The 12,213-nt window shown below is 51.5% G+C and carries 11 protein-coding genes and 1 riboswitch; of the genes, 7 read left to right on the top strand and 4 right to left on the bottom strand.

The features are described 5' to 3' along the window. Window positions 1-162: 162 nt before the first annotated feature. Window positions 163-350: riboswitch (cobalamin riboswitch) on the top strand. Between the two features lie 258 nt (window positions 351-608). The 6 genes from JRI46_05605 to cobD all read left to right on the top strand — a co-directional run bounded on the left by JRI46_05605 (window position 609) and on the right by cobD (window position 7,568). Continuing rightward, window positions 609-2,648, top strand: a complete 2,040-nt coding sequence (locus tag JRI46_05605; GenBank protein ID MBW2039061.1) for a TonB-dependent receptor — start codon at window positions 609-611, stop codon at window positions 2,646-2,648. An 18-nt stretch (window positions 2,649-2,666) separates the two neighbouring features. Continuing rightward, on the top strand, window positions 2,667-3,584 hold the full coding sequence (locus JRI46_05600) for a hypothetical protein (protein MBW2039060.1): 918 nt from the start codon (window positions 2,667-2,669) through the stop codon (window positions 3,582-3,584). 120 nt (window positions 3,585-3,704) lie between these two features. After that, entirely contained in the window at window positions 3,705-4,556 is an 852-nt protein-coding gene (locus tag JRI46_05595) for an ABC transporter substrate-binding protein (GenBank protein ID MBW2039059.1), read from the top strand. Then, the gene (locus JRI46_05590) at window positions 4,543-5,553 is read left to right on the top strand and encodes an iron ABC transporter permease (protein ID MBW2039058.1); all 1,011 of its coding nucleotides are present in this window, start codon (window positions 4,543-4,545) and stop codon (window positions 5,551-5,553) included. Before JRI46_05595 ends, JRI46_05590 begins: the two co-directional genes overlap by 14 nt. Then, entirely contained in the window at window positions 5,553-6,347 is a 795-nt protein-coding gene (locus tag JRI46_05585; protein MBW2039057.1) for an ABC transporter ATP-binding protein, read from the top strand. Before JRI46_05590 ends, JRI46_05585 begins: the two co-directional genes overlap by 1 nt. A 276-nt stretch (window positions 6,348-6,623) precedes the next feature. Further along, window positions 6,624-7,568, top strand: a complete 945-nt coding sequence (gene cobD / locus JRI46_05580; protein ID MBW2039056.1) for a cobalamin biosynthesis protein CobD — start codon at window positions 6,624-6,626, stop codon at window positions 7,566-7,568. Window positions 7,569-7,580: 12 nt separating this feature from the next. Here the strand turns inward: cobD and cobT are convergent, their stop codons facing one another. From cobT to cobU, 3 genes are all read right to left on the bottom strand, one after another. Then, window positions 7,581-8,654, bottom strand: coding sequence for a nicotinate-nucleotide--dimethylbenzimidazole phosphoribosyltransferase (gene cobT, locus JRI46_05575; protein MBW2039055.1), 1,074 nt, complete (start codon window positions 8,652-8,654; stop codon window positions 7,581-7,583). Continuing rightward, window positions 8,654-9,712, bottom strand: coding sequence for an aminotransferase class I/II-fold pyridoxal phosphate-dependent enzyme (locus tag JRI46_05570; protein MBW2039054.1), 1,059 nt, complete (start codon window positions 9,710-9,712; stop codon window positions 8,654-8,656). The genes cobT and JRI46_05570 overlap by 1 nt, the downstream gene beginning before the upstream one ends. Window positions 9,713-9,789: 77 nt before the next feature. Beyond that, window positions 9,790-10,362, bottom strand: a complete 573-nt coding sequence (cobU, locus tag JRI46_05565) for a bifunctional adenosylcobinamide kinase/adenosylcobinamide-phosphate guanylyltransferase (GenBank protein MBW2039053.1) — start codon at window positions 10,360-10,362, stop codon at window positions 9,790-9,792. A gap of 472 nt (window positions 10,363-10,834) precedes the next feature. Between cobU and JRI46_05560 the strand changes: the two genes are divergently transcribed. Further along, entirely contained in the window at window positions 10,835-11,458 is a 624-nt protein-coding gene (locus JRI46_05560; GenBank protein ID MBW2039052.1) for an HAD family phosphatase, read from the top strand. Between the two features lie 77 nt (window positions 11,459-11,535). Here JRI46_05560 and JRI46_05555 read toward each other — a convergent pair whose 3' ends face one another. Then, window positions 11,536-12,168: an energy transducer TonB gene (locus JRI46_05555; GenBank protein ID MBW2039051.1), complete on the bottom strand. Its 633-nt coding sequence runs from the start codon at window positions 12,166-12,168 to the stop codon at window positions 11,536-11,538. Window positions 12,169-12,213 lie beyond the last annotated feature (45 nt).

Below are 12,213 nucleotides of genomic sequence, written 5' to 3'. Positions count from 1 at the left end.
AATGTCAAGGTCTTTTGTCCAGGCCCCTGAGGGTTACAGGTTTTTAAATGTTTGTTCCCAAGCTTATCTAATGGGCGTTCTGTTGGCAAGGGTTGCAGATTAAGATTGAGAAGGAGGGTTGACAGATGAGAGTTGGTATGGTATGCAGATCGTGACAATTGAATAATTCGTTATGATGTGGGTGCCTTTTAAGGCTTAATAGGGAATCCCGTTAAAAGCGGGAGCGGTCCCGCCGCTGTGACCGGGGACGAAACCCGCAAGAGCCACTGTCTTGGCAAACCGGGATGGGAAGGCGCGGGGAGTAGGGAGATCCGGGAGTCAGAAGACCTGCTCACATTGTTGCTCATGATCCCCTTCGAGGCTTAAGGGGAGGGGCGAGGGGCGAAGGAAACTGGGTGCAGCCCTCAGGGATTTTCCCTGAGGGCTTTTTATTTAAAGGGAAAGGAGGTGAAAAGTCATAAGGGGGAGTTTGATGAAAGTTGTAGGGGGCGGATGGACCCCTCATGCAAACCATCCGCCCCACGCCACCCAACCGGAGGTCCGGCTGAGCTGGGATGAAATTATATCACAGGGCCTCCCAAGGAAAAAGATGAAAAAGGAGGTTTGACATGAAAAAGTATGGGGTTGTTGTTATTCTTATCATCGTGATGGCCTTTGGTTCCTTTGGTAATCTGTTCGCCCAAGAGGAGGAGGCAGTAGAACTGGAGGAGGTGGTGGTCACAGCTACCAGGGACTGGGAAGAAGAACGGAAGGTTCCCTATAATGTCACCGTGATAACGGAGGATGCAATCAAGCGTTCCAACGCCCAGAACGTGGCTGAGCTTCTGCGTACGGTTCCTGGCGTTGTGGTGGGGGATACGACCGCCAACCGCAAATTCCTCAGGGTAGACATCAGGGGGTTTGGTGAAGCAGGTCCTGCCAACACCCTGGTCTTGGTCGACGGCAGAAGGGTGAATCAGATAGACATCAGTGGCACAGACTGGACCCAGGTCCCCATCGATCAGGTGGAGCGGATTGAGGTGATCCGGGGAGGAGGGAGCGTCCTCTACGGGAATAACGCCGTCGGCGGCGTGGTGAACATCATTACCAAAAAGGGAAAGGAAAAACCTTCGGTGCAGGCTGAGTTTGTGGGAGGAAGCTATCAGTTGAACATCCAGCGGGCCTCCTCAAGGGGTGCGTTAGGTGACTTTCGCTATGCTGTGCACGCCAGACATGAGGATACCGATGGGTTCAGAGATAAGGGGGACTATGAAGGGAAGGATTTTGGGGCGAGTGTGGGTTATGATATCGGAGATCTCATCAAGCTCGATCTCTCTGGAAACTACCACTCTGATAGGTATGGATTGCCAGGTGCCCTGAGCTATCAAGACCTGCATACCTGGGCTGAAAGGGATGATACAACTCATCCTCATGATAAGGGCGAGACGGAGGATTATTTCATCAGGCTGACCGGTGAACTCGATCTGAAGGAGTGGGGCAGGTTTATCACAGATTTCTCTTACAGAAATAGGGAAAATGAGGCAGAATGGATTTCTTGGAATTGGGAATCAAAATATGAAATTCCAACCTTTGGTGTAAATCCAAGGTGGGTGTGGGAGAGAGATCTTTGGGACTTTCATAACAAGCTGATTGTTGGTTTCGATTACTACTGGTCCGACTCAGAAGTTAAGGGCTATGATTTCGTTTGGGGTGATCCCACCAAGGGATTTCTTTCGTCAAATACCGATATAGAGAGGCAGACCTGGGCGCTATATTTCCACGATGATTTCTCTATCTTAAAAAACTTGATTTTCTCCTTTGGTTATCGCTATGAGGAGATCGAAAACGACTTTGAGGGATCGAGTTATTTCTTCACATGGACCTCCTTTCGGGATGATAAAGGCGAGACTATGCATGCCTGGGATGTGGGCCTCACCTATCTCTTTTTGGAGAATTCCAAGGTCTACGGCCGGATTTCTAAGTCTTACAGGTACCCTTTAATAGACGAATACTTCTCTGCCTGGAGTGGCCTCAACAGGCTTTTGGAACCTCAAGAGGGGATCACGTATGAGATAGGGGTGGATCATTATTTTACCACCAGCATCAGGTCAGGTCTCACGTTCTTCTGGATGAAACTCGAGGATGAGATCTACTATAATCCATTGGGAGGACCCTTTGGCTTCGGAGCAAACGAGAACTACGATAAGACCAGGCGCTGGGGGCTAGAGTTGTCTGCCGAAGGGAGACCATGGGACTGGCTCAGGCTCTGGGCCAATTATACCTATATGAAGGCTACCTTCAGGGGTGGGGTCTATAAGGGTAACGATGTCCCCTCGGTCCCGAGGCATAAGGTGAGCTTTGGGTTCGACTTTACACCTGATTTTATTGCCTTTTTGGAAGGGCTAGAACTCAACGTATGGGCCAACTATATGGGCAAAATGCGCTTTATCAGCGACCAGCCCAATGTGGTTCCCCGGATGGATGACTATATAACGGTAAACGCCAAAGTTTCTTATACATGGAGATTCATCACAGCCTTTGTGGGGGTGAACAACATCTTTGATGAGGAGTATTCGGAGTTTGGAGTATGTAGCCCGACGACCGGAACCAGAAACTATTACCCATCTCCAGGGGTAAATGTTATAGGAGGGATGAGTCTCAAATTTTAGCGTGTTTAATGTGATGCATTGAAAGAACTACTTACTGAACTCAGAGAGAAGCTCAGGGAAGCCCTTAGGGGTCATCAGGGCCATTGCCTCCTCCTTTCCGGGGGGATAGACTCGGGGATATTGGCCTATCTGTCCCCCCAAGCAAAGGCCACCACAGTGAGCCTGGAGGGCCAGGGGGAAGACCTTAAATATATCTCCATCCTCAGCAGGTTGCTTAATCTCGATCTTGCCATTTTGAAGGTCGGAGTCGATGAGGCCCTTTCTGCTGTAAGAAATGTGGTAAAGATATTAAGAAGTTTCGATCCTGCCCTGCCCAATGATCTGGTTGTCTATTTCGGGATGAAGGAGGCAAAGGGGCAGGGGCTCAAATCCGTAATGACCGGCGACGGGGGAGATGAGCTCTTCGGAGGCTATCCCTACATGCAGGAGATAGAGGATCTCGAAGCCTACATCCGAAGGATAAGCCGCTCTCTGAACTTCAGTTCAAATCGAATAGGGGAGTACTTTGGCATTGATGTAAGACAGCCATATCTGGATGAGGATTTTATGGATTTTGCCTTGACTTTGAAAGGGGAATTAAAGATAAGGGAGGAGAAGGGGCGAGTATGGGGGAAGTGGATCCTCAGGAAGGCCTTCGAGCCCTTCCTCCCACGTGAGTTTATCTGGCAAAAGAAGCGCCCCCTGGAGAAGGGCTCCGGGATGACACTCCTGCGGGCAATCATTGCAGAGCAGATCACCGATAGAGAGTTTGCAGAAAAGCAGATGCGGTATCCTGTAAAGTTTCTCTGCAAAGAACACCTCTATTTCTATGAGATCTACCAGGAGGAGGTAGGGGAAATTCCTCCTCCCCAGCCTGGTGAGGACCGTTGTCCAGGTTGCGGTGGAGGTATTCCCCGTGGTAAAAGGCATTGCAAGATCTGTGGGATGGTGCGATGAAGGTCTTCTATTCCCAGAGGAACATGAAGTGGATACCCCTTAAACCAGACCAAGACCAACGGGGAAGGATGTTTGGGAAGTAGTTGGAGCAGGACCATCCTGCCTAGGTATGGAGATAAAATGGAATATAAAAAGGATATATTGAGCGCTTTTCTTCCTTTTGCCTTTTTTCTTTTCTTTCTCGGCGATGCTTTTGCTTTACCCAGTTCCCCTATCCCTCAGAGGATAGTTTCCTTAGTCCCCACCTTAACGGAGGAGCTTTACCTTCTGGGAGTGGGTGATAGGGTTGTGGGTGTCACTATCTATTGTCAGAGGCCACCTGAGGCCCAAAGCAAGCAAAAGGTGGGGACGGTAATTGATGTGAATGTAGAAAAGGTTCTGAGCCTCAGTCCCGATTTGGTGCTTGCCTCCCCCCTTGTCGATCACAAGCAGGTAGAAAAGTTGCGGGATTTGGGCATGAGGGTGGAGATCTTTCAGGAGGCCAAGGACTTTCACGGGCTTTGCGAAAATTTCCTGAGTCTTTCACACCTTGTGGCCCAGGAACAAAGGGCCGCAGAGATCATCGAGGAGGCAAAAAGGGGGCTGGAGGCTACAAAGAAGAGAGTGGAAGGGCTTCCCAGACCTGAGGTCTTTGTCCAGATAGGGGCAAATCCTCTCTTTACCGCTACAGGTAACTCCTTTGTCAACGAGTTCATCGAGTTTGCAGGAGCTATAAACATAGCGGGCGATGCAAAAACGGGTATCTATAGCAGGGAAGAAGTGATACGGAGGAATCCCGATGTTATTCTCATCGTAACCATGGGGATTGTGGGGGAGCAGGAAAAAGAGGTCTGGCTGAATTATAAGACCATAAACGCCGTGAAGAACCGGAAGATCTACACTGTGGACTCCTACCGTTTCTGTAGTCCCACCCCACTCAGTTTTGTTGTAACGGTAAAAGAGTTGGCAAGGATATTTCATGAAGATGGATAGGAGATCTACCTGGATAGGTTGGACCTTTTTTCTAGTCGCACTCCTTATAGTAGTGGGTTTTTTTTCCCTCGGGGTGGGGGCAGTGAGCATTCCGTTACAAAAGGGTCTCTTTTTTCTCACAAAAGGGCGGGGGACCCCTGAATATGCCATCCTCTTTGAGGTACGCCTGCCGCGCATCCTTCTCGGTTTTGCCGTGGGAGGGGGCTTGGCCATAGCCGGGGTGGTTCTGCAGGGGATGTTTCGCAACCCTCTGGTCGAACCCTATACGCTGGGTATATCGGGAGGGGCGGCCTTGGGGGTATGTCTGAATATAGTCTCAGGTGGCCCTGAAAAGTTGGGTATTTTTTCCCTGCCCATAAGCGGCTTTCTGGGGGCAGTGGGGGTTATTTCTGTGGTCTATATCCTCAGCACCAAGGGAGGGATTATGAGGCTTTCCCGCCTCCTCCTGATCGGGGTGATGGTGAGCTTTATAGCCTCGTCCCTGATAATGCTCATTATGGCCATAACCAGGACGGAGGACCTCCATGGGATCATCTTCTGGATAATGGGTTCCCTTGAGGAACCCAACTCCTCCCTTATAAAGGCTATCATCTTCATCTCCCTCGGAGGATTGATTATCTCTTTAATCTTTGCACTCGACCTCAATGCCCTCTCTCTCGGGGAGGAGGAGGCCTTCCATCTGGGGGTGGAGGTGGAGAGGGTGAAGAAGGCCCTCTTTCTCCTTGCCTCTTTCCTCACGGGCTGCTGTGTCTCAGTGACGGGGATAATAGGTTTTGTAGGCCTGGTAGTCCCACATCTGATGCGTCTCCTTGTGGGAGGTGATCACCGGATACTCCTTGTGGCCTCCTACCTCTCAGGGGCCATCTTTCTCATCCTCTGCGACACCCTGGCGAGGGTGGTCATTGTGCCCATGGAGCTACCAGTAGGGGTGATAACAGGCCTTGTAGGTGGGAGTGTCTTTATATATGCACTGAGCAGGAAGGGGGCTTCCTTTTGATGAAGGGGTCGATACTGGAGATTGAAGGTCTTTCCTGTGGTTACGGGAAGAGGGTTGTCCTGCATGATGTGAGCTTTGGGGTGAAGAGAGAAGAGTTTGTTGGGGTAATTGGTCCCAATGGTTCAGGTAAGACCACCCTCATAAGGGCGATCAATGGCCTTCTTCCCTCCAAAAAAGGGATTATTCTCCTTGAGGGAAAGGCAACAAAAAGGATGAGTCGCAGGGAGCTGGCGACAAAGGTGGCCGTGGTGACCCAATCGCCAGAAGCTACACCACCCTTTTCTGTGGAGGAGTTTGTCCTGTTGGGGAGGGTTCCTCATTGGGGCAGATTTCAACTCTTGGAGACTAAAAAGGATGTGGAGATGGCAGAGAAGGTCATGGCACTGACAAGGATAGGTTATTTGAGAGGAAGGAGGATGGGGGAGCTCAGCGGTGGCGAGAGGCAGCTTGCCTTTTTGGCCCGGGCCCTCGTCCAGGAACCCCAGTTGTTGTTCTTGGATGAGCCCACGGCCCATCTCGACATAGGCCATCAGATCCAGATCATGGACCTTCTGAGGAAATTGAATAGAGAGAGTTCCCTGACCATAATGGTGGTCCTGCATGACCTCAACCTCGCAGGCCTCTACTGCGAAAGGCTCATCCTTCTGAACGAAGGCCACCTTCACAGGACCGGCACCCCCAAAGGAGTGTTGACAGAAAGGGTGATAGAGGAGGTCTATCGGACTTCGGTGAGGGTTATAGAGGCCCCTGTAAAGGCCAGGCCCATTATCTTACCTGTTCCAGGGGAAGAGTAAAAAATTGCTGTGAAGATCATTCACGGCAAAATTGAGCTTACAAGCCGGTTAGGCCTTTATGGTTTTTCAATCTTACTTCATGGGGCTTCGCCCACTGAAATCCCTAATAAGGTATTTCACTTTTGGGGGGTGCGGGGTCCCCGGCGGATAGGTCGAAGACCTGACAGAAGGTACAACACAAACACTTGAACACTTGAACCCTCGAATCCTTGAACCCCTCTTTGGGAGCTGTTATTTTTCATGGGCAGGAGTGCGGACAAACCTTCATGAGGGTTTATGGACAGAGCCTTTTTGATCCTTGCTGCCTTTTTTCTGGATCTCATCCTCGGCGACCCCAGAAACTACCCCCATCCCGTGCGGGCGATAGGATGGTGTATAAGGATCCTGGAGGGTTGGCTGCGTAGGGTCTTTACAAATCTTTATCTGGCAGGTGTGCTCCTGGGGATCGCTGTGGCAGGGGGAAGTTTCATTATCGTCTGGTGCTTGGTTCATCTCGGATCTCTGATCCACCCCTGGTTGGGGATGGGGGCCAGTTGCTTCCTCATCTATACCGCTATCGCCATGAGGGATCTCGACAGGGAAGCCAAGGACGTCTACGAGGCCTTGGTGAGCGATGATATCCCTAAGGCCAGGAGGCTTCAGGCCAGGATAGTGGGGCGGGATACAGAGGATCTATCCCCCCCAGAAATCGTAAGGGCGACAGTGGAGAGCGTGGCAGAGAATACCGTGGATGGAATTACCTCCCCCCTCTTTTACGCCTGTTTGGGAGGGGCGCCCCTGGCTATGGCCTTCAAGGCTGCAAGCACCCTCGACTCCATGATAGGATACAGGGTCGAGAGATATAGAGAGCTTGGCTGGTTTTCTGCCAGAATGGATGACCTGATGAACTTCGTTCCTGCGAGGATCACAGGAGCGATTATTCCCATGGCTGCCTTAGTTTTAGGGATGGAAGCGAAGGATAGCCTCCGGATCATGCTCAGAGACAGGGGCAAGACGCCGAGCCCCAATGCCGGGATCCCCGAGGCCGCCTTCGCAGGGGCCTTGGGGATTGCCCTCGGGGGTGTAAGCTTTTATCGGGGCCGGAGGACGGAGCTGCCGGCCATCGGCGACGGTCTGAAAGAGAGGGAACCAGAAGACATTCTCAGGGCGATACGGTTGATGTACGCAGCGAGTTTCTTCTCACTAGGAACTGCCTTTTTTATTCTCTTCGCGCTGCTATAAGAAGGCTAAAGGTCATCCTGCGCTCCTGCTCACCCCTGCCTCCTCAAAGGTAGATATTTGCGCGAGGAGCTTCACCCCTGCCTCGATGATGGGAAGGGCAAGGGCGGCCCCTGTACCCTCCCCGAGCCTCATCCCGAGGTCGAGGATGGGTTTGAGGCCTAGATACTCAAGGGCGCTGCGGTGTCCTTTTTCTTCTGAGAGGTGACCTGCGAAGAGGTAGTCCTTTATCTTTGGTTCAAGCGCTACAGCAAGCATGGCCCCTGCCGTGGAAATAAAGCCATCTACAACGACCGGAAGCCCATCTGAGGCACCCCCAAGCATCCACCCGCATATCCCCCCTATTTCAAACCCTCCCTCCTTGGCCAGCACGTCCAGAGGGTCCGAGGGATCGGGGCGGTTGATCTCGAGCGCCCTTTTGATCACCTCTACCTTCTTTTTAAGCCGTTCGTTATCGAGTCCAGTGCCTCTACCTGCTATCTCTTCGGGGGGGAGACCTGTGAGGGCGCAAATCACTGCGGCAGAGGCAGTGGTGTTGGCTATGCCCATGTCACCCGTGGCGATGACATCCATGCCTCGTTTGCGTTCCTCCTCAAAGACCTCTATCCCCTTGAGGATCGCCTCCTCTGCCTGCTCTTTGGTCATAGCAGGCCCCCGTGCGATGTTGTTCGTCCCCGGGGCGACCTTTTTGTCCCTGAACCTATCCGGTGCTGAAAGCCACAAAGGGTCTGGTTCGCCTTTGATGCCGAAGTCCACCACCACGACCCTGGCCCCCACATGGTGGGCGATTACGTTTATAGCCGCGACGCCCCTTATGAATCCTAAGACCATCTGCCGGGTTACCTCTTGAGGATAGAGGCTCACCCCTTCCTCAGCCACTCCGTGGTCCCCTGCTGCCACCATGACCACCTTATGCTGTAGTTGGCCCACGATTCCTTTCTTTATCCCTGCCATTCGCCAGGATATCTCGTGGAGCCTCCCCAGGGCTAGGGAGGGCATGATGAGGTCTCGGGTACGTTCTTTCGCCTTTTGAATGGCCTCCTCATCCAGGGGTTCGATGGCCGCAAGACGGTTTTTAAGTGTTTGCATCACGTTACCTCCCTTATGGCCTTGATCAACTTCAGGTTCTCGTCTCTACCCCTTACGGCCACCCTGGTAAATCCCTCGTCCAATCCCCTGAAGTTCATGCAATCCCTTACCAGAATCCTGTGTTTAAGGAGGGCCTTGGAGGGGTTCGTTGAGGTAAACCCCTTGGACTTGAAAAGAAGGAAGTTGGCCTCAGAGGGGAAGACCTTGAAGTTCTTCCCAAGTTCACCTTTAAGGAAATTTCTCTCCGCGAACAACTGCGGAAGCCCCTTTTTGAAGACCTCGTAAAGATCCTGGAAGTTCTCGAGGATCAGTTGGGCAAAGCAGTTGACTGACCAGGGTGGAGTAAGAGCAATAACACTATGGATGACAGTGCGGGGGGCAGCGAGATAGCCGAGTCTCAGGCCGGGTATTGCGAGGCACTTGGTGGGCGACCTGAGCAGGACAACACGGCCATCGATCGTTTTCTCGAGGAGGTAGGGCCTCTTCTGTTCTGGGACGAAGTCGATGAACGCCTCATCCACCACCAGCCATGTCCCGTCCTTTCGGAGGTGCCGTTCGATCTCTTCCAGTTCCTCCTGCAGCAAGAGCTGCCCTGTAGGGTTGTTGGGATTACAGAGGATGACCATATCTACTGAAGGGTCAAGTGTCGACAGAAGCGACTCGGCCCTCAGACAGAAACCTTCATCTTCTTGGAGCCTGAGGAAGGAGATCTCTGCTCCTGCACTCAGTACCCCTCTCTCGTACTCCGAGAAGGTGGGCACGGGAATCAGGACCTTCTTGGGTCTCAAAGCCTGAGGGAGGAGGTGTATGAGGTGGCTGGCGCCATTGCCAACGGCGACGTTTTCTGTAGGAAGATGGAGGAACTCTGCCAGGGCATCTCGTCCCCGCTTCAGATCGGGGTCGGGGTAGACATGTATATAGTCGAGGTGCTCCTCGATCAGCCTTTTTATGGCTGAAAGGTCAAAAAATGCATTGATATTGGCACTGAAATCGAGGATCTCATAGGGGGAGATCCCAAGGTTCTCAGCAGCCTGAAAGACTCTCCCGCCGTGTCCCATCTACATAACCCATCCATGTATTATGTATACTGAGGAGCACTACTACCTCCGCCAACTCCACCGTGGCCCCGAGGGTGTCACAGATAGCCCCCAACCTTGGGTTTATTTGGTTTTATCTTCACAGGTATCCCTGCCACCATTAGGTAGACTTCCTGGGAAGACGAAGCCAGGATCTGATTTACCTCTCCTGCCAGGTCGCGGAAACGGCGGGCGAGGGCATTTTCGGGTACGATCCCCGAGCCCACATCGTTGGTGACAAGGATCACGGTATGGGGGGATTGTAGCAAGGCCCTGCTGAGCCTCTTGGTTTCCTGAAGGATCTCTTTGTCCCGGTGCCCGCGTTCGATCAGGTTACTGAGCCAGAGCGTGATGCAGTCGATTATGACGGTCTTAGACTCTTCACCGAGGACGTCGATAACGCCCACGAGGTCTACTTCCTCCTCCACCATCTTCCACTGGCGCGGACGCGACCTCCTGTGCCTTTCTATCCTCCTTATCATCTCTTCGTCCTGCGCAGACGCGGTGGCGACAAAGACCACTTCTCCCCCGCTTTGCTTCGCCAATTCCTTTGCAAAGCGGCTCTTGCCACTCCGTGCACCTCCCGTGACAACGACGACTCTCTGATCTTTAACCCTAGCTTTGGTTGACACAGCCGTTGTGTTCTCGGTTCAACGTGTGGGTTCTTTGCGCCAGAGAAACTGGCATTCTCCTAACGTCTGCACGATGATTGAGTAACCCCTTTTCCACGACCTTATCGAGTTTCCTCAACAAACCTACTGCAGAGATTGACTAATCCATATCCCTTCGATAAGTATTGGTTACACAAAAAGTCCTATCTCGGAAGAAAACAATAACGTATTTATAGTTTATACTGCAAGTTTTTAATAAATCAATACGCCGTTGTCCGAAATCAGTTAAGTGCTAATGCCTCACATTAAGTGCTGGAAAACGGTACGATGTTACAGGTAATACCTCAGTCTTGGGGGGATGGGCTTCAAAGGGCCTCTTGTCCCCGAGCGAAGTTGCTGGGAGCGGTGGGGCACCCACGTAAATCTTCTTCCGAAATCGGTGGGTTTCTGCTAAAATAGCCGGCTGTACTATAAACCAGCACCTTTATCAGACATGATTAAAGCAATTATATTTGATTGGGGTGGAGTTTTGATTGACGACCCGGCGCCAGGACTTACTGCCTATTTTGCAAAGGCGCTGGGTGTAACTGGAGAAGCACTTTTGAATGCGTACATAAAATTTGCACTGGAGTTTCAAAAAGGCATGATGTCAGAGGATACATTGTGGGAGAGGCTTTGTTCTGAATTAGGAGTCCAAAAACAGCATAATCATTCATTATGGCAGGACGCAGTTAGACAGGTATATTCTCCCAAGAAGGAGATGTTCTCTTTGGCTTCCCGTTTAAAAGATAGGGGTTATAAAGTTGGACTTCTATCCAATACGGAAACTGCGGCGATGAACTATTTCTGTGAACAACAATATCACATGTTTGATGTAACTGTCTTTTCATGTGCAGAAGGAACACGAAAACCAGAGAAGAGGATATATGAAACTGTTCTGGATAGATTAGGGGTACAGTCAAATGAAGCGGTCTTCATCGACGACAAGGAGGAAAACATTGACGCTGCTGGAGAGCTTGGCATACATGGAATTTTATTTACAAGTCCAGAGCAGGTGAAAAAAGAACTCGCCTCTCTTTTAGTAGATACAGAGCAAGAGCTAAAATCCACATCGTAGATCATGTTGCGTTCACCCAATCACCACCATGGATCATGGTTTCAGACCTTGCCTTCAGTCTTGTTGGGGGATCTTGATTAATCCTTTAATTGAAAGGTGATGGGGACGATCACCGTTGATTTCACGGGAACACCGCCCAATTTAGCGGGGATGAAGCTCCACCCCTTTACAGTGTCCAGGGCGCTGCGGTCCAATACCTCATAACCCGCTGATTCCTTCACCCTTATCCTTCCCACCCTCCCACTGGCCAGCACCTCCACCTCGAGCCTCACTGTCCCCTCATATCCTCTTTTTCTGGCGACCTCGGGGTAAGGAGGTTTTGGATTCCCCTCATACCTGGGGATGGCCAAGGAAGAATCCCCTCTGTGATCCGACTTCTCCCCCACTGAGTCGCCTATTTCCTTAATATATGGGGCCCTGAAGCGGGCATCAGCCATAGGGAGGGTCTGTCTTACAAAGGCTTCTCCCCTCAACCCAGGGGCCTTGATCTTTTGTCGGGCAGGTCTCGTTGCCATCTTTCCTTTTATCGCCTCAGGAGGTGTCTTTGTCCATCTTGCCTGTTGCTGGACCACCAGCGATACCTCCATGGATCCAGGCATCTCCTTTACTTGGATGGCTGGGGCCAGGCAGATTGGCAAGGAGAAGATGGCGAAGTGGATGGCCCCGGAGACAAAGGCCCCAATGATAATTCCCCTTATCTCTTTTTCCATTGGGTCTCCAGGGCAAGCTTGTAGATACCTGCTGATCTGACTAGG

It is taken from the genome of Deltaproteobacteria bacterium (genome assembly GCA_019308925.1).
Lineage (GTDB): Bacteria > Desulfobacterota > B13-G15 > B13-G15 > RBG-16-54-18 > JAFDHG01.
The sequence above is the reverse complement of the archived record's forward strand: the minus strand, read 5'-3'. Positions and strand labels throughout refer to the sequence as shown.

What these genes read in the sequence shown, in the direction of transcription:
- JRI46_05605 (MBW2039061.1), top strand. Translation starts at nt 609, where the DNA reads ATGAAAAAGTATGGGGTTGTTGTTATTCTTATCATCGTGATGGCCTTT.
- JRI46_05595 (MBW2039059.1), top strand. Translation starts at nt 3,705, where the DNA reads ATGGAATATAAAAAGGATATATTGAGCGCTTTTCTTCCTTTTGCCTTT.
- JRI46_05590 (MBW2039058.1), top strand. Translation starts at nt 4,543, where the DNA reads ATGAAGATGGATAGGAGATCTACCTGGATAGGTTGGACCTTTTTTCTA.
- JRI46_05585 (MBW2039057.1), top strand. Translation starts at nt 5,553, where the DNA reads ATGAAGGGGTCGATACTGGAGATTGAAGGTCTTTCCTGTGGTTACGGG.
- cobD (MBW2039056.1), top strand. Translation starts at nt 6,624, where the DNA reads ATGGACAGAGCCTTTTTGATCCTTGCTGCCTTTTTTCTGGATCTCATC.
- cobT (MBW2039055.1), bottom strand. Translation starts at nt 8,654, where the DNA reads ATGCAAACACTTAAAAACCGTCTTGCGGCCATCGAACCCCTGGATGAG.
- JRI46_05570 (MBW2039054.1), bottom strand. Translation starts at nt 9,712, where the DNA reads ATGGGACACGGCGGGAGAGTCTTTCAGGCTGCTGAGAACCTTGGGATC.
- JRI46_05560 (MBW2039052.1), top strand. Translation starts at nt 10,835, where the DNA reads ATGATTAAAGCAATTATATTTGATTGGGGTGGAGTTTTGATTGACGAC.
- JRI46_05555 (MBW2039051.1), bottom strand. Translation starts at nt 12,168, where the DNA reads ATGGAAAAAGAGATAAGGGGAATTATCATTGGGGCCTTTGTCTCCGGG.